At 68.4% G+C, this 17,244-nt stretch carries 15 protein-coding genes and 1 tRNA gene; 4 read left to right on the forward strand and 12 right to left on the reverse strand.

Annotated elements, in window-relative coordinates:
* The first annotated feature begins 438 nt into the window (after positions 1-438).
* Positions 439-512 (forward strand) — tRNA-Gly (locus BOS5A_RS00345).
* Between the two features lie 254 nt (positions 513-766).
* Here the strand turns inward: BOS5A_RS00345 and ftsH are convergent.
* The 10 genes from ftsH to BOS5A_RS00395 all read right to left on the reverse strand — a co-directional run bounded on the left by ftsH (position 767) and on the right by BOS5A_RS00395 (position 11,953).
* Positions 767-2,731, reverse strand: coding sequence for an ATP-dependent zinc metalloprotease FtsH (gene ftsH, locus BOS5A_RS00350; RefSeq protein WP_151953248.1), 1,965 nt, complete (start codon positions 2,729-2,731; stop codon positions 767-769).
* A gap of 79 nt (positions 2,732-2,810) precedes the next feature.
* Entirely contained in the window at positions 2,811-3,800 is a 990-nt protein-coding gene (gene tilS / locus BOS5A_RS00355) for a tRNA lysidine(34) synthetase TilS (protein WP_151953249.1), read from the reverse strand.
* Positions 3,797-4,720, reverse strand: a complete 924-nt coding sequence (locus BOS5A_RS00360) for a hypothetical protein (RefSeq protein WP_151953250.1) — start codon at positions 4,718-4,720, stop codon at positions 3,797-3,799. Before BOS5A_RS00360 ends, tilS begins: the two co-directional genes overlap by 4 nt.
* Before the next feature lie 84 nt (positions 4,721-4,804).
* Positions 4,805-5,806: a helix-turn-helix domain-containing protein gene (locus BOS5A_RS00365; RefSeq protein ID WP_151953251.1), complete on the reverse strand. Its 1,002-nt coding sequence runs from the start codon at positions 5,804-5,806 to the stop codon at positions 4,805-4,807.
* Positions 5,807-5,915: 109 nt separating this feature from the next.
* A complete protein-coding gene (gene ptsP / locus BOS5A_RS00370) occupies positions 5,916-8,192 on the reverse strand; it encodes a phosphoenolpyruvate--protein phosphotransferase (RefSeq protein ID WP_151953252.1) in 2,277 nt (758 codons plus the stop codon).
* Between the two features lie 231 nt (positions 8,193-8,423).
* On the reverse strand, positions 8,424-9,446 hold the full coding sequence (ruvB, locus tag BOS5A_RS00375) for a Holliday junction branch migration DNA helicase RuvB (RefSeq protein ID WP_151953253.1): 1,023 nt from the start codon (positions 9,444-9,446) through the stop codon (positions 8,424-8,426).
* A 54-nt stretch (positions 9,447-9,500) separates the two neighbouring features.
* On the reverse strand, positions 9,501-10,097 hold the full coding sequence (ruvA, locus tag BOS5A_RS00380) for a Holliday junction branch migration protein RuvA (protein WP_151953254.1): 597 nt from the start codon (positions 10,095-10,097) through the stop codon (positions 9,501-9,503).
* Complete coding sequence (gene ruvC, locus BOS5A_RS00385; protein ID WP_151953255.1) at positions 10,094-10,600, reverse strand: crossover junction endodeoxyribonuclease RuvC; 507 nt, start codon at positions 10,598-10,600, stop codon at positions 10,094-10,096. The genes ruvA and ruvC overlap by 4 nt, the downstream gene beginning before the upstream one ends.
* 34 nt (positions 10,601-10,634) lie before the next feature.
* On the reverse strand, positions 10,635-11,378 hold the full coding sequence (locus tag BOS5A_RS00390; RefSeq protein ID WP_151953256.1) for a YebC/PmpR family DNA-binding transcriptional regulator: 744 nt from the start codon (positions 11,376-11,378) through the stop codon (positions 10,635-10,637).
* A 29-nt stretch (positions 11,379-11,407) separates the two neighbouring features.
* The gene (locus BOS5A_RS00395; RefSeq protein ID WP_151953257.1) at positions 11,408-11,953 is read right to left on the reverse strand and encodes a DUF1003 domain-containing protein; all 546 of its coding nucleotides are present in this window, start codon (positions 11,951-11,953) and stop codon (positions 11,408-11,410) included.
* A 118-nt stretch (positions 11,954-12,071) separates the two neighbouring features.
* On the opposite strand from BOS5A_RS00395, the gene BOS5A_RS00400 reads away from it, so the two are divergent.
* Positions 12,072-13,523: an ATP-binding protein gene (locus BOS5A_RS00400; protein WP_151953258.1), complete on the forward strand. Its 1,452-nt coding sequence runs from the start codon at positions 12,072-12,074 to the stop codon at positions 13,521-13,523.
* A gap of 114 nt (positions 13,524-13,637) precedes the next feature.
* On the opposite strand, the gene BOS5A_RS00405 is transcribed toward BOS5A_RS00400, so the two are convergent.
* Positions 13,638-13,880 carry a DUF2312 domain-containing protein gene (locus BOS5A_RS00405; protein ID WP_199857160.1) on the reverse strand — a complete coding sequence of 81 codons (243 nt, stop codon included), beginning with the start codon at positions 13,878-13,880 and terminating at the stop codon, positions 13,638-13,640.
* A 156-nt stretch (positions 13,881-14,036) separates the two neighbouring features.
* Positions 14,037-14,336: a DUF1244 domain-containing protein gene (locus BOS5A_RS00410; protein ID WP_151953260.1), complete on the reverse strand. Its 300-nt coding sequence runs from the start codon at positions 14,334-14,336 to the stop codon at positions 14,037-14,039.
* A 196-nt stretch (positions 14,337-14,532) separates the two neighbouring features.
* On the opposite strand from BOS5A_RS00410, the gene BOS5A_RS00415 reads away from it, so the two are divergent.
* Both BOS5A_RS00415 and BOS5A_RS00420 read left to right on the forward strand, forming a co-directional pair.
* Positions 14,533-15,273, forward strand: a complete 741-nt coding sequence (locus BOS5A_RS00415; protein WP_151953261.1) for a 16S rRNA (uracil(1498)-N(3))-methyltransferase — start codon at positions 14,533-14,535, stop codon at positions 15,271-15,273.
* Positions 15,274-15,385: 112 nt separating this feature from the next.
* Entirely contained in the window at positions 15,386-17,161 is a 1,776-nt protein-coding gene (locus tag BOS5A_RS00420) for a retropepsin-like aspartic protease (protein WP_151953262.1), read from the forward strand.
* The last annotated feature ends 83 nt before the right edge of the window (positions 17,162-17,244 follow it).

Genomic DNA, 17,244 nt, shown 5'->3' on the forward strand with positions numbered 1-17,244 from the left:
AGCGACAAACCATCGAACATCGACGCTTGCAGCACCGCAAGCGCGCCGCCTAACATCAACCCCCAGACGAGGCCCGCACTCCACTAATTTACGCCGCGAGATGCGCCAAATGATCTGACGACGGACATCGCCAAGAAGGCCGGGATCGTTCATGTCGAACCGAACGAGGCTGGAGGCCCGCCCCTAGGCCGCCGCAAACACCTCCACGACGTGCGCGGCACGTTTGCGACCCGGCTGATGACCACCACCGACCTCACTAATGAGGAGATCGCCAGCATCATGGGCTGGTCGCCTGAAGAGGTCGAGTAGATCCGTCGCATCTACGTTGACGACGCCGCCCGAAACGTGGCACTTGGCCCCCGCATCGCGCGTGGATTGTAAACCGGAATTGTAAACCGGAGCTCCAGGGGCGATCAGTCAGCGCTAAGTCGTTGATATGCGGGTGTAGCTCAATGGCAGAGCAGAAGCTTCCCAAGCTTACGACGAGGGTTCGATTCCCTTCACCCGCTCCAGCCGTCGAGGTGATCTAGCCGCGCTAAATCACCTTTTGATCGACGGCTTGGCCGGCGCCGCTGATTGCGGCGTCCGACAGCGCGGCTTTGCCGCGCTGAACCCTCCAGCAATCCTCCAGTCTCAGGTGGAACTGCGCCCTCGTGCGGAGGGCTGGCGTCGACGAGCGGGCAAGATCGAACGGCCAGCCCGAGGCTCGGCGACCTGGAGCGCGCTTGTCGACCAATATGACGTTAGCGCTGCAGACGGCGAGCGCCTATGCCCCCGCGGGACTCGGTGTGCCGAACGGCCCTGACGGACGCCGCGTCTTCGGGATCGACGTTCCGACCGTTACGCGCGGCGCCTTCGGGCCATTGTCGATCCGCGCGATGTCTTCCCCCGCGATCAGCTTCTTGATCTCGTCGCCGGACAGCGTCTCATACTCGAGCAGCGCACCCGCAAGCAGATGGAGCTGGTCGACATGTTCGGTCAGCACATGCTTGGCGCGGTCGAGACCGCCTTCGACGATGTTCTTGATCTCGTCGTCGATCAGTTGCGCAGTCGCATTGCTCATCCGCACCGGCTGGCTCGAGGAGTAGCCGAGGAAGCTCTCGCCTTCGGGCTGCGCATATTCGACCGGGCCGACCTTGTCGGACATGCCCCATTTGGTGACCATGTCGCGCGCGAGACCGGTGGCGTACTGGATGTCGCCCGACGCACCGCTCGACACCTTATCGTAGCCGAAAATGATTTCCTCGGCGACGCGCCCGCCCATCGAGACCGCGAGGTTCGCATACATCTTGTCGCGGTGGTAGCTGTAGCTGTCCCGCTCAGGCAGCCGCATGACCATGCCCAGCGCGCGACCGCGCGGGATGATCGTGGCCTTGTGGATCGGATCGGATGCGGGTTCGTGGATCGAGACGATCGCGTGCCCCGCCTCGTGATAGGCGGTCATCCGCTTCTCGTCCTCGGTCATCACCATCGAGCGCCGCTCGGCGCCCATCATGACCTTGTCCTTGGCCTCCTCGAACTCGGCCATCGCAACGAGCCGCTTCGACTTGCGCGCTGCGGTCAGCGCCGCCTCGTTGACGAGGTTGGCGAGGTCCGCGCCCGAGAAGCCCGGCGTGCCGCGCGCGATCACCCGCGCATCGACGTCGGGCGCCAGCGGCACCTTCTTCATATGGACTTCGAGGATCTTGACGCGGCCCTCGATATCCGGCCGCGGCACGACGACCTGCCGATCGAAGCGGCCCGGACGCAGCAGCGCCGGGTCGAGCACGTCGGGCCGGTTGGTCGCGGCGATGATGATGATGCCCTCGTTCGCCTCGAACCCGTCCATCTCGACGAGGAGCTGGTTCAGCGTCTGCTCGCGCTCGTCATTGCCGTTGCCGAGGCCGGCGCCGCGGTGACGGCCGACCGCGTCGATCTCGTCGATGAAGACGATGCACGGAGCGCTCTTCTTGGCCTGTTCGAACATGTCGCGCACACGGCTGGCGCCGACGCCGACGAACATCTCGACGAAGTCCGAGCCGGAGATGGTGAAGAACGGCACGCCCGCCTCGCCCGCGATCGCGCGCGCGAGCAGCGTCTTGCCGGTGCCGGGCGAGCCGACGAGCAGCGCGCCCTTGGGGATCTTGCCACCCAGCCGCGCGAACTTCGTCGGGTCCTTCAGGAACTCGACGATTTCCTCCAGCTCCTCGCGCGCCTCGTCGATGCCAGCCACATCCTCGAAGGTGACCTTGCCTTCCTTCTGCGTCAGCATCTTCGCGCGGCTTTTGCCGAAGCCCATCGCGCCGCCGCCGGCGCCGCCCTTCTGCATCTGGCGCACGACCAAGAACGCGATGCCCATGAACAGCAGGAACGGCAGCGCCTGGACGAGGACATATTGCCAGATCGAGGGGCCGTCATCGGGCTTGCCGGTGATCTGCACGCCCGCCTTCAGCAACCGGTCGGTCAGCGAGGCATCGGCGATCGGGTTCGTCTTGAACTTGTCACCCGACGACAGCGTGCCGGTGATGAGCGACGGCGAGATGTTGACGTCCTTGACCGTGCCCTCGTCGACCTTCTGGACGAAGGTGGAATAGCTGATCGCATTGCCCTGCGCAGCCGCGGTCCGCCCGTCGAACATGGTGACGATGATCGCCAGCCCCAGCAGGATGCCGACCCAGATCAGCAGGCTCTTCATCCAGGGATTGTTGCCGCCGCCATTATCCTGGCCAGGCTGCTTGTCGTTGTCGTTCATCGGGCACGGAACCTTTCGTCCGCATTATGTAGGCGCAGGCCGGTTAATGGCAATGGAACAGATGGGCGCAATTCGCCCATCAGAGCGCGCGGCGCGGCGGGGCCTGGCGAAAGCGCCAGACGGTGCCCCGCCGGGTCACCTGAATGCCCGCCTGCGTCGCGCTGCGCCCGGCGGCCAGCGAATCGAGCAGCGGCTCGACGTTGGCGGCATCGGACCAGTCGGGCGTATCGACGCCGAACGCCGTGCGCGCCTCGCCGATCGCACGCCGCGCCAGCCGGCGGCGGAACTCGCGCGGCAGATCGGCCATATCGATATCGGTGTCCGTGCTGCGCTGACGCCAGAGCAGGTCGACCATCGCCTTCAGGTCGGAATCGATCTCCGCCACGTTCTGCGCGGCTTGCGCAAGGCCGGGCGGATCGAGCCATTCATTCGCGTCGAGCAGGCGGCGGAATCGGGTGCGATCGTGGCGCAGGTCGTCGTTCGCGGGATCGTCGATGAAGGGCATGCGCTGGCGCCGCGCCACCGCACGCAGCTCCGCGCGTCGCCACCCGAGCAGCGGGCGCACGATCACCACGCCGTCCGCCTCGCGCCGCGCACGCACCCCGGCGAGCCCCGCCACCCCAGACCCGCGCGCCGCGCGCATCAGGAACGTCTCGGCCTGATCGTCGGTGTGATGCGCCGTGACCAGGCAGCCGGCGCCGGCCCTTCGCGCCCAGTCCAGCAGCAGCGCATAACGAATGCCCCGCGCCTGCGCTTGCAGGCTCGCGCCCTCCGGCGGCGTCTGGGGAACGAGCGTGGCGTGGACGATGCCGAGCGTCGCGCATTGATCCGCGACCATCAGCGCCTCGTCGGCCGCCTCTGCCCGCAAGCCGTGATCGACCGTCGCCGCGATGACAGCGCCGGGAAAGGCCCCGTGGGCCAGCGCGAGCATCGCCATGCTGTCAGGACCACCCGACACCCCGAGCGCAACCGGACCGGTGGGGGCACGCCCGAGCGCGCGGATCAGATCGGCGCGGAACCGCGCGACCGCATCGCCCGGTTCGTCCGCGGCGTCGGCCTTGCGCTTCACTTGCAGCTCGCGGCGGAGCGTCCCTTTGCGATTCCCGCCTGCATCGACGGGCTGATCTTGCCCGCATAGACGTCGCTCAGCTCGCCATAGACCTTGCACGCATCCGCCGGCTTCTTCAGCTTCATCAGCGCATCGGCCAGATAGAACAGGCTTTCGGGCGCGCGCTCACCATCGGGCATTTTCTTGTAATTGTCGTAGAAAGCGATCGAGGCGAGGCTCGGCTTGCCCTCGTCGAGATACGCGCGGCCGAGCAGGTTCTGCGCGTAGCTCGCGCGCTTGCTCTTGGGGAAATCGGTGACCACCGACTTCAGCTGCGCCTCCGCCTCGGGGTAGAGCTTCGCCATCCACAGCCGGTAGCCGTAGAGATACGCATCCTCCGCCGCGTCGCCCGTCTGCGGCTTTTCCACCGCGGTCACCTGCGCAGCGCGCGCGGCATCGCGCGGCACCGATACCGGGCCGGCGGGGCGCGAGGCGGTCGGGCGCGTCGGCGGCGCTGCGCCGTCGTCTTCTACGTCACCGCCGCCCATCCCGCCTGCGGGGGCCGGCGGCGCGCCCGCCGACAGCCGCGCATCGGTCGCGCGCTTGTAGGCGTTGAACCCATCCTCGAGCTGGCGCTGCTTGTACTGGGTCTGTTCGATCTGGCCGGTCAGCGACGCGATCTGGCTCTCCAGCGCGCTAACCCGCTGCGTCAGGTCGGCGACCGCGCTGGTGGACGGCGTGCCGGGAACGACGGTCGGCGCCTGCTCCGGGGTGATCTGCGGCTCGACATAGGTGCCGCCGCCGGGAAAGACCTTGCGCTGGACCGCGCGCATCTCGCTCTCCAGCTTGCCGACGCGCGGCTCGAGGCTGGACTGGGCGAGTGCAGGCGTGGCAGCGGTGACCCCCGCCAGGATGGTCGTTGCGATCAGGACCTTGCGCATCAAACTCTCACACCCCGCACACATCCGGCACCCCCGGCGCCGATCCTTGAGCCTATAGCTGCAACCGCGAAGCTGTCGCCAGCCTTAAGGGTTGGTCTTGAACCCGTTGGGCAGAAGATTTTCCGGGCCCTCCGCGCTCGGCGTCGGGCTTGGCGAGCGGCGCGCGCGCGGACGTTCGTTCGACCGGCGCGCACTCGTCTCGGACGCGCGCGAAGCCGCCGCGCGCGGCGTCGGCGCGGTGAAGGCCGGCGGCACCGAGGCGGATGCGGTTGGCGTCGGGGACGCCGCCGCGCCCGGAGCCGCTGCCGACGCACCGTTGATCCGCGCCGCGATCGACGCCGCATCGACCGGGATGTCCTTGATCGGCCTCCGGCCATCGCCGAGCGCGGGAACGTTCGACCCGTTCAGCGTCACCTGCAGCTTGTCGGGCCGGCCGACGTTGATCATCGGAGACCTCGCGCCCGCGGGCACGTCGAACTTGTCGCCCGCCTTCATCGTGCCGAGGAAAAGCGTCTTGTTGTCGGCGTCATAGACGCGCAGCCACACCGCGTCGGTCGCCGCCAGAGTCACCTGCCCGCCCGAGACGGGGGTCGGGCTGGCGACCGGGACGGGCGCCGCGACGACGGGCGCGCCGACCTCGGTCGCCGGGGGCACGCTGCTACCGCCCCGGAACAGCCCGGTCGCGAAATACAGCAGCGCCAGGACGAGGACCGCAAGCGCAAGTCCGGCCGCGACGATCATCACCCCGCGCGACGGCACGCGTGCCGGATCGGCGATCTCATAGGGCTCGTATTTGGGGGTCGCGCGCACCGCCTGCCCCGCCTCGATGCGGACGTCGCGGGCCAGTGCCACCTCGTCGCCGCCCACCGCGCGGGCATAGGCGCGCACGAACCCGACCGCATAGGTCGGCGAGGGAAGCTGCGAATAGTCCGACGCCTCGATCGCCTCCAGATGACGCAGCGGCACCCGGGTGCGCGCGGCGACCTCGGGCAGGCTCAGCCCCAGGGCTTCGCGCTTCGCCCTCAGCCGTGCACCCACGGTCTGCGGAAACAAAGTCGCCTCGTCGCCGCGTTCGGCCTCGGTCATTCGTATCTCCGGCGGGAGGATGGCGCCCGTGCTTTGCCCCGCCCCTTGGCGCGAGATGTCCCAAAGCGGCTAGTCACTGTCAATCATACCGGCACGGTTTATCGGCACTTTAGGCCAGTTCGACGCCGTTATCGTCGGCCCAGCGGGTCAGCGCCGCGCGCATGTCGCGCGGGGGCTTGGCGAGCATCGTGTCCATCGCCGCGGTCAGCGCATCTCTATCGAGCGAGCGGATCATCGCCTTGACCGGGCCGACCGCTGCCGGCGTGATCGACAGCCGCCCGATTCCAAGCCCGATCAACGCCATCGCCTCCAGCGGCCGCCCGCCCATCTCACCGCAAACGCCAAGCGCCACCCCGGCCGCGCGCGTCGGCGCGACCACGCTTTTGAGGAAGCGCAGGATCGACGGGCTGAGCCAGTCGTAACGTTCCGCCAGCTTGGGGTTGGCGCGATCGGCCGCGAACAGGAACTGGGTCAGGTCATTGGTGCCGATCGACAGGAAATCGAGATTGGGGAGCAGCAGGTCGAGCTGATAGGCAAGGCTCGGCACCTCGAGCATCGCGCCGTAGCGGATCTCGGCGGGCAGCCGCTTGCCGCGCGCGCCGAGCCACACGCGCTGCGCCTCGAACAGCGCCTTCGCCTCGTCGAACTCCCACGCCTCGCTCACCATCGGGAACATGACGTTCAGCGTCCGCCCCGCCGCCGCCTCCAGCAGCGCGCGCGCCTGCGCCTTCATCAGCCCGCCGCGTTCCAGCGCCAGCCGCAGCGCGCGCCAGCCCATCGCCGGGTTCTCCTCGTCCCCGCCCGAATCGATGGTGAGATAGGGCAGCGCCTTGTCGCCGCCGATATCGACCGTGCGAAACACCACCGGCCGCTCGCCCGCCGCATCCAGCACCTCGCGGTACAACCGCTGCTGCCGCTCGCGCTGTGGCAGGGTGGCGGAGACGAGGAACTGGAATTCGGTGCGGAACAGCCCGATCCCGTCCGCGCCGGTGATGTCCAGCGCCGACACGTCGTCGCGCAGGCCCGCATTGACCATCAGCGTGATCCGCGTGCCGTCCTTCGTCTCGGGCGGCACTTCGCGCAGCGCCGCATAGGCCGCCTTGCGCTTCTGGCGCATCGCCAGTTTCGCGTCGAACGCCTCCTCGATCGCCGCCGATGGCCGCACGAACACCGATCCGTCGGTCACGTCGAGCAGCATCAGGTCGCCCTCGGCGATCAGCCGGCGCACGTCGCGCACCCGGCCGAGCACCGGCACCCCCATCGCCCGCGCGACGATGGTGACGTGCGCGGTCAGCGAGCCTTCCTCCAGCACCACGCCCTTCAGCCGCCGCCGGTCATATTCCAGCAGCTCGGCGGGACCCAGGTTGCGCGCGATGAGGATCGTGTCCTGCCGCAGCCCAAGCTGCGCCGCGGTGCCCATCTGGCCGGAAACGGTTCGCAGCAGCCGGTTCGCCAGATCTTCCAGATCGTGCATCCGGTCGGCGAGCAGCGGGTCGTCGATCTGGCGCATGCGCTGGCGGGTGCGCTGCTGGACGCGCTCGATCGCGGCCTCGGCGGTCAGCCCGCTGTCGATCGCCTCGTTGATCCGCCGCGCCCAGCCCTCGTCATAGGCGAACATCTTGTAGGTCGCGAGGACCTCCTTGTGCTCGCCGTCGACCCCGAACTCGGCCTGCGCCGTCATCCGGTCGATCTGCTCGCGCATCTTGTCGAACGCGGCATAGACGCGGTGGCGCTCCGCCTCGGTATCTTCCGCCACCGTATGTTCGATCGTGATTCGCGGCTGGTGGAACACCGCGTGCCCCGCCGCCATCCCCTCGACGAGGCGAAGGCCCTGCAACCGCACCGATGCGGTCGATTGCGGGCGTGCGGCGCCGGCTTCCGGGCCGTCGATCAGCCCCGCATTGGCGATCAGTTCGGAAAGCACCATCGCGACCGTCTGGAGCGCCTCGATCTCGATATCGGCATATTTGTGCGGATCGACATGCTGGACCGCCAGCACCCCCACCGCACGCTCGCGCCGGATGATCGGCACGCCCGCAAAGCTGTGGAACCGCTCCTCGCCCGTCTCCGGCTTGTAGGCGAAGTTCGCATGGGAGGCCGCTTCGTCGAGGTTCAGCACCTCGCTCGTCTCGGCGATCGTGCCGACGAGCCCCTCGCCCATCGCGAGCTTGGTGACGTGCACTGCCTCCTCGGCCAGCCCGCGGGTCGCAAACAGCTCCAGCACGCCCTCGCGCAGCAGGTAGATCGAGCAGACCTCGCTGGTCAGCGCCTCGCCGATGATCTGGACCACCGAATTGAGCTTCGCCTGCGCGTTGCTGCGCGCAGCCATCACGTCATGCAGGCGGACAAGGATTTCGCGGGCGGAGGCGGCGGCGGACAGCGGCATGCGAACGGGGTTAGCAGGCTCGTGGCTTGGGTGCCACGCAACAAAAACTACGCTGGTGCGCGACGATCGCCCTTTGCTCTCAAACGATCCTCCCCCGCCAGGGGGAGGTGTCAGCATAGCTGACGGAGGGGGAGGACACGAAACATCAGTTGGCGTGTCCTCCCCCCTCCCAGCCGCTAACGCGGCCCACCTCCCCCTGGCGGGGGAGGATCGGGAATGCGCGTCGGTCCGCTACTCGAACAGCCCGTCCTGGCTTCCGGCGGGCGGGTTCAGCCCCAGATGCTTCCAGCCGCCGGCGTTCAGGCAGCGTCCGCGCGCCGTCCGCGCGACGAGGCCGAGCTGGATCAGATACGGCTCGATGACTTCCTCGATCGTGTCGCGCGGTTCGCTCAGGCCCGCGGCGAGCGTCTCGACGCCCACCGGGCCACCGCGATAAATGTCCGCGATCATCGTCAGATAGCGCCGGTCCATCGCATCTAAGCCGAGCTTGTCGACCTCCAGCCGATTGAGCGCCGCGTCCGCGGTCTTCGCATCGACCACCGCCGCGCCTGCCACATCCGCGAAGTCGCGCACGCGGCGCAGCAGCCGCCCCGCAATCCGCGGCGTGCCGCGCGAGCGCCGCGCGACCTCGACCGCGCCATCCGCCGAAATCGCGAGCCCAAGCAGTCCCGCCGCCCGCGTCACCACCCGCTCCAGTTCCTCGACCGAATAGAATTGCAGCCGCACCGGGATGCCGAACCGGTCGCGCAAGGGGGTCGTCAGCAGGCCCTGCCGCGTCGTCGCGCCGACCAGCGTGAAGCGCGGCAGATCGATGCGCACCGACCGCGCCGACGGCCCCTCTCCGATCATCAGATCGAGCGCGCGGTCCTCCATTGCCGGATACAGCACTTCCTCGACTGCCGGCTGGAGCCGGTGAATCTCGTCGATGAACAGCACGTCGCCGTCCTCGAGATTGGTGAGCAGCGCCGCCAGATCGCCCGACTTCGCAATCACGGGACCGGAGGTGGCGCGGAACCCGACCCCCATCTCGCGGGCGATGATCTGTGCCAGCGTCGTCTTGCCGAGCCCGGGGGGCCCGAAGAACAGCACATGGTCCAGCGCCTCGCCCCGCGTCCGCGCCGCCGAGATGAATACGCGCAAATTCTCGCGCGCCGCCTTCTGCCCAACGAACTCGTCGAGCGATTTGGGCCGCAGCGCCGCGTCGACGTCTTCGGGCTTGCGGGCGGGCGTGAGGATGCGGTCGCTGTCGGTCATCGGTAGCGTGTTCCCTACCCGTTCGCCGATGCCGATGTCGAGCGCGGCAACGGCTTAGGGTTTCGCCGCCTTGCGCAGCGCCAGCCGCACCAGCGCGTCGAGCCCCGCACCGCTGCCGAGTTCTTCCTCGGCCGCCGCAACGGCCGCGCTCGCCTCGGCCGGGCGGAAACCCAGGTTGAGCAGCGCCGACACAGCGTCGGCGCCCGCACCAACCGGTGCAACAGATGCAGTCGCCCCGCCGATCGCGATGCCGCCCACCTTGTCCTTCAGCTCGCGCACGATGCGTTCGGCAAGCTTGGGCCCGACGCCGTTGGCGCGCGCGACCATCGCCTTGTCCTGCGCCGCGACCGCGCGCGAAAGGTCGGCCGGCTCCAGCGCCGACAGGATCGCGAGCGCCACCCGCGCGCCCACGCCCTGCACCCCGGTCAGCAGCCGAAACCAGTCGCGCTCGCCAGCGCTCGCGAAGCCGACGAGCCGAAGGAAATCCTCGCCCACCAGCATCTCGGTGTGCAGCATCGCCGCCTCGCCGACCGGCCCCAGCGCGGCGAGCGTCCGGCTCGACGCGCCGACGAGATAGCCGACGCCGCCCACGTCGATCACCGCATGGTCGAGTCCCAGCGAATCGAGCCGCCCCTTCAGATGCGCGATCATGCCGTCACCCGCGCGCGGCGCGCCATGCCCTGCGCACTCGCCAGATGATGCGCGTGGGTGATCGCGACCGCCAGCGCATCGGCCGCATCGGGTCCGGCGAGCTTCACGCCGGGCAGCAGCACCGCCATCATCGCCTGGATCTGGCGCTTCTCCGCGCCGCCCGTGCCGACGACCGCCTTCTTGACCGTCGATGGGTGATACTCGCCAATCACCAGACCCGCCCCGGCCGCGGCGAGCAGCACCACCCCGCGTGCCTGCCCCAGCTTCAGCGTGGATTGCGCGTTGGTGTTGCCCAGCACTTCCTCGACCGCGGCACCGTCCGGGCATTCGGCCAGGATCACGTCGGTGAGCGCGGCGTGCAGGTTCGACAGCCGGCGCGGCAGCGGCATCGACGGATCGGTCCTGATCTGGCCGTTGGCGATATGGCGCAACCGGTTGCCGTCGGCATGGATCACCCCCCAGCCCGTCGTGCCGAGCCCGGGATCAAGGCCGAGGATAATCACCAAATCCTCCCCGACGCGAGGAGGATCGAACCGATCAACCCAGCTTCTCCATGACCTCGTCCGAAACCTCGTAATTCCCCCAAACCGTCTGCACGTCGTCATCGTCGTCCAGCGCGTCGATCAGCTTGAATAGCGTCCCGGCGTCGCCTTCGTCGACGGCGACCATCGTCTGCGGGCGCCAGGCGAGCTTCGCCCCTTCCGCCTCGCCGAGCACCGGTTCCAGCGCCTTGGCGACTTCGTGGAGATCGGCCTGTGCCGTCCAGATCTCGTGCCCGTCCTCGGACGAGGACACGTCTTCCGCCCCGGCCTCGAGCGCGGCCTCGAACACCTTTTCGGCGTCGCCCACGCTGGCGGGATAGTTGATGAGACCCACCCGGTCGAAGCCGTGACTGACCGATCCGCTCGCCCCCAGATTGCCGCCGTTCTTCGACACCGCGGTGCGCACGTTGGTCGCGGTGCGGTTGCGGTTGTCGGTCAGCGCCTCGATGATGAGGCTGACGCCGCCGGGGCCGAAGCCTTCGTAGCGAATTTCCTCGTAATTCTCGGTATCGCCCTTCACCGCCTTGTCGATCGCGCGCTGGATGTTGTCCTTGGGCATTGACTGCGCCTTGGCGGCGTTGACCGCGGCGCGCAGCCGCGGGTTCATGTCCGGATCGGGCATGCCCATCTTCGCCGCGACGGTGATCTCGCGGCTGAGCTTCGAGAACATGCCCGACCGCTTCTTATCCTGCGCACCCTTGCGGTGCATGATGTTCTTGAACTTGGAATGGCCTGCCATTGTCGCCTCTGTTCGTGATGGCGAAGCTCTTAGGACGCGGCTGCGGTTTTCGCCAGACCGTCGATCTTCGCCTCGATCGCGCCCAGCCGGTCGATCACCTGCTGGTCAAGCTTGTGGTGGAGCCGCAGGATATCGAGCTCCGCGCGCAGGTTGGTCTCGTAATCGAGGCTCGCCGCAAGCCGGTCCTTCGCCGCCTGCCGGTTCTGGCTCATCATGATGATCGGCGCCTGCACCGCCGCCAGCGTCGACAGCATCAGGTTCAGGAAGATGTAGGGATAGGGATCGAACGCCACCCCGAAATGCGCCAGCACATCGGAATTGAGCAGCATCCAGCCGAGCAGCACCGCGGTGAAGGCGATGATGAACGTCCACGACCCGCCGATCGCCGCGACCCGATCCGACAGGCGTTCGCCGAAGGTCGATCGCTCGTCCGCCACATCGGCGGCGTCGCGGCTGACGGTGGTGCCCGCCTCGATCCCTTCGAGGACGCGCAGTTCTTCCTCGTCGAGCGCGCTGGCAGGCTTGCGCAGCAGCCGCTGGGCAAGATCGGCAATCTGGCTGGGGCGTAGTCCCATCGCCCTTCTCCTTCGCGTGTGCGGGCGTTCCCGAATCACCCGCGGCGCCTCTACGCCCGCCGCGGTCAGACGCAAACACCTTGCGATCGGCGCCCTGCATCGGCCAAACGCGCTGGCAATGACCGTCAGCGTAGACATGGGCACCGATTCCGCCGGCACGCCCGTCCCCATCGATCTCGAGGAACTGCTCGCCACCCGGCTGCTCGTCCAGGGCAATTCGGGGTCGGGCAAGTCGCACCTGCTGCGCCGTCTGCTCGAAGGCTCGACGGGGCAAGTGCAGCAGGTCGTCATCGATCCGGAAGGCGACTTCGTGACGCTCGCCGATGCCTATGGCCATGTCGCGATCGAGGCGGCGGATTACAGCGAGCGCGAGATCGCGCGCTTCGCCGCGCGCATCCGCGAGCACCGCGCGTCGGTGGTCCTCAGCCTCGAAGGGCTGGAGGCGGAAGGCCAGATGCGCTGCGCCGCGACCTTCCTCGCCGCGCTGTTCGATGCCCCGCGCGAGCATTGGTATCCGGCGCTGGTCGTGGTCGACGAGGCGCAGCTCTTCGCCCCCGCGGCGGGCGGCGAGGTGAACGAGGAGGTCCGCCGCGCGTCGCTCGGCGCAATGACGAACCTGATGTGCCGCGGTCGCAAGCGCGGGCTCGCCGGCGTCATCGCGACGCAGCGGCTGGCGAAGCTCGCCAAGAACGTCGCGGCGGAGGCGTCGAACTTCCTGATGGGGCGCACCTTCCTCGACATCGACATGCAGCGCGCCGCCGACCTGCTCGGCATGGAGCGTCGCCAGGCCGATGCGATCCGCGATCTCGCGCGCGGCACCTTCCTCGCGCTCGGCCCGGCGGTGTCCAGACGACCGATCACGGTGAAGATCGGCGCGGTCGCAACCCAGGCGCGCAGCGGCAGCCCGAAGCTGACCCCGCTGCCCGAGGCGCCGCCTGCCGACCTGAAGGACCTGCTCTTCGCGCCCGTCGCGGCGGCGCCCGAACTGCCCTTCGCGCCGCTGCCGAAGCCCGAGCCGATCGCGGCCGACGCGCTGCTCGCCACGATCGATCGCCCGGCCCCGGCGCCCGCAGACGCGACCGCGCGCGATCCGGACGAGGTGGAGACGATCGTCACCGACGTCATGCGCGCGATCCTCGCCGACGCCGATTCCGCCGGCCGCCAGCCCGCGGTGCTGTTCCAGGATTTCCAGGTCCGCTGCCGCATGGCCGACCTGCCGCGCCCGCCGGTCGACCTCGCCGCCTTCGCCCGCCGCCTCGCCTGTGCCCGCGCCGGAATCTTCGATCTCGACGACCCCGACTGGACCCGCGCCCTCGATGTCGCGGCGGGCCTCCCCGACGACATGCTCGGCGCCTTCCTGCTGATCGCCCGCGCCGCGCATGACGGCGACGCGTGCCCATCGGACGTCGCGCTCGCCGAAGTCTACGGCACCAGCTCGCTCGGCCGCGTCCGGCGCTTGCTGGCCAACATCGAAACCCGCGACCTGATCGTCGCGCGGGTGGATTTAGGGGGGAAGCGATCGATCACCATCCCCAAGCTGGGATGGACGACGGCAGCGGCCGAGGTTTGACGCTGCGATGTGCTCCCGCGAAGGGGTCCCCCGCAAAGTAGTACTTTGCGGGAACCCCGAAGGCGGGAGCCCAGACTGGATCCCCGCCTTCGCGGGGATCCAATTCGGCGGTTTTTAGATCATCCCCAGCGCGGTCATATACGTTTCGAGGATCGTCTCCTCCTCCTGATATTCTTCCTTCTTCTTCTTGCGAATCTGGAGGATCTTGCGGATCGCCTTCGTGTCGTAACCGCGCGATTTCGCTTCGGCCATCACGTCCTTGATATCGTCGGCAATGCCTTTCTTCTCTTCCTCGAGCCGCTCCGCACGCTCGATCAGCAGGCGCAGTTCGTCCGCCGCGACGCTGCCGCCGCCCATGCCGTGCTGCCGTTCTTCTGCCATTGTCCCGCCCCTAAGAATGAATGGATCGAACCGCCCCGCAACGACGATGAAATCGTCGACAGAATCGCGAAGGCGCATCGGAAAGCGCTGGCGTCTAGTGGCTCGCGCGGGCGCCCGCAACGGCCGAAGCGATCAAACGTGTGCGGCATTCTTCGCGACCGATTCCTCCATTCGGCGGAGCTGCTCGGGCGTCGCCTCGGTCTGGTATTTCGCCTTCCACTCGGCCTGCGGCATGCCATAGATCGTCTCGCGCGCCGTCGCCTTGTCGAGGTTGCCGGCGTCCTCGATCCAGTCCGACAGGCAGTTCCGGCAGAAGCCGGACAGCCCCATCAGATCGACATTCTGCGCGTCGGTGCGGTGACGAAGATGACGCACGAGCCGGCGGAAGGCCGCGGCTGCGGTCGCGTCGTCGAGAGTGTCGAGGGGGTCCATGATGATGCTCCTTGTATTGCCGCCGAGATAGCGGCGCGCCACCAGGGAACAACTCCTACCGTGCAAACGACCACCGTGCTCCCGCGCAGGCGGGAGCCCAGAGTTGCAGGCGTCATCGGTTGCGGCTCTGGATTCCCGCCTTCGCGGGAATACGGGTCTACTTTCGCCGCGGAGCAACACCCGCTACCCACCCCAGATGCCCGCAACCCCCGCCTGGCCTCCACAATCGACCCCGCGGCTGTTCGTCGAGACCGAACTCGCCCCCGGCCCGATCACCGTCGACGGCCCGCAAGCGCATTATCTCGTCTCGGTGATGCGCACGAAGCCCGGCGATCCGGTGAAGCTCTTCGACGATCGCACCGGCGAATGGCTCGCCGTCGCGACCGATATCGGCAAGCGATCGCTGACCCTCGACATCACCGAACGCCTGCGCCCGCGCGAAACCGTTCCCGACCTGTGGCTCTGCGCCGCGCCGCTCAAGAAGGGCCGTATCGACTGGATGGCGGAGAAGGCGTGCGAACTCGGCGTCGCGCGCTTCGTCCCCGTCATCACCCGCCGCACCGTCGTCGACAAGCCCAACACCGACCGGCTGCGCAGCCATATGATCGAGGCCGCCGAACAATGCGGCCGCACCGCCATCCCTGAGGTCGCTGCGCCGGTAAAGCTCGCCACCCTCCTCCGCGACTGGCCGACCAATCGTGCGCTGTTCTTCGCCGACGAAAATGGCGGCGCGCCCGCGGCAGAGGCGATGCGTGCGCACGCCGGACCCGCCGCAATCCTCATCGGCCCGGAAGGCGGCTTCGATACCGACGAGCGCGACCTCATCCGCGCGCACCCCCAAGCAATCGGCATCAGCCTGGGCCCGCGCATCCTGCGCGCCGATACCGCTGCGGCGGCGGCGGTATCGCTATGGATGGCAGCGGCCGGCGACTGGTAGTCCGCCACCTGAAAACGCCATGACCACTTGTTCATTTGCGGGCGTGTTTCCGGCATGGAATAGAACAGTGACCTCTGCCGCCCGGTGCGACAAAGGGTGCAAAGGATTGGCCATGCTCCGTCTTTCCATCGCCCTCACCCTGACGCTCGGCGCACTGATCGCCCCTCGCCCGGCCGCCGCCGATTGCAAGCTGTCGAAATATGTCGACATCCCGGTGACGATGACCGGCCGCAGCCCGATCGTCACCGTACAGATCAACGGCCGCGACGCGCGCTTCATCCTCGACAGCGGCGCCTTCTTCAGCACCATCGCGGAGGCGAACGCGAAGGAATATGGGCTGACCATCGGCGATCTCGGCCCAGGCGCACGGCTCAAGGGGATCGGCGGCAGCACCTCGCTCGGCTACACCACGGCGAAGACCTTCACCATCGCCGGCCAGACGCTCGATCGCATCCAGTTCGGGGTCGGCGGCAGCGACACGGGCTATGCGGGGCTCCTCGGCCAGAACCTGCTGGGCATCGCGGATGTCGCCTATGATCTGCCCCACGGCGTCGTCACGCTGATGAAGGGGGACGGCTGCAAGGACGCGAGCATGGCCTATTGGGCGGGCAGCAAGCCCTTCACCACCGTCCCGCTCGAACCGATGGGGCCGGGCCAGCGCCACACGATCGGCACGATCACGATCAACGGCGTGAAGCTGCGCGCGCTCTTCGATACCGGTGCGCAGAGCTCGCTGCTGACGCTTGCCGCAGCACGGAAACTCGGCGTCACGCCCGACAGTCCGGGCGTGACCGCGACCGGCTTCGCGCACGGGCTGGGCACCAAGGGCGTCCGGTCATGGCGTGCGCGCTTCGATACGATCGACATCGGCGGCGAGAAGATCAGCGGGCCGACGATCACCTTCGCCGACCAGGCGTTCGACAATGCCGACATGCTGATCGGTATCGATTTCTTCCTGACCCACCGCCTCTATGTTGACAATCGCTACCACCGGATGTTCGTGACCTATGAAGGCGGGCCGCTGTTCGGGCTGAGCCCGCGCGGCGCGGTGGATGACAAGGGCGTCAGGCTCGACCTGACCGACAAGGCAGGCGATCCCACGGACGCCGCCGGCTACAGCCGCCGCGGCGCGATCCTCGCATCCAGCGGGAAGCTGGACGCCGCGATCGCCGATTTCGACAAGGCCGTCACGATGGCGCCTGACGATGCGCATTATCTCGTCCAGCGTGCGAGCGCTCGCCTCGCGCTCCGCCAGCCGCTGCTCGCGTCCGGCGATCTCGACAAGGCGATCGCGCTGGCGCCGGACAATGGCGAGGCGCGGCTGGCGCGCGCGCAGATGCGGCTGCGCGGCAACGACCGGGCCGGCGCGCTCGAAGACCTGCGCGCGGCGGACCGGGTGCTGGCGCCCTCCTCCGATGCGCGGCTCCGGCTCGCCGCCATGTATAACGCGGCCGATACCAATGACGGCGCGATCGCGAGCTACGACCAGTGGCTGAAGGCACATCCCGAGGACCATGACCGCGCAGTCGCGTTCAACGGCCGCTGCTGGGCGCGGGCGCTCGCGAACCGCGACCTCGACCGCGCGCTCGACGATTGCAACGCGGCGCTGCGGCTTCGCCCGAACACCGCCGCCTATCTCGACAGCCGCGCGCTGGTGCGCTTGCGCCGCGGCGAACTCGACAAGGCGCTGGCCGATTACGACGCCGCGATTGCAGCGCAGCCGCGCAGCGCCTGGTCGCTCTACGCCCGCAGCATCGTCGCGCAGCGGCTGGGCAAGGCCGCACAGGCCGCCGCCGACCGCGCCGCCGCCCTATCGATCAGCCCGGCGGTCGCGGCGCGCGCCAAGCGCTACGGTCTCGAGGATCAGGCGGTCGCACGGCAGCCCTGACAGGCGCCGTTCAGCCATGCGAAAGGCGATCGGGCCGAGGCAGGCCGGCACTACAGTAAGAGTTGCGTCCTTGCCTCAGTCTC

This window comes from Sphingomonas sp. EC-HK361, from assembly GCF_902498785.1.
Taxonomy (GTDB): domain Bacteria; phylum Pseudomonadota; class Alphaproteobacteria; order Sphingomonadales; family Sphingomonadaceae; genus Sphingomonas.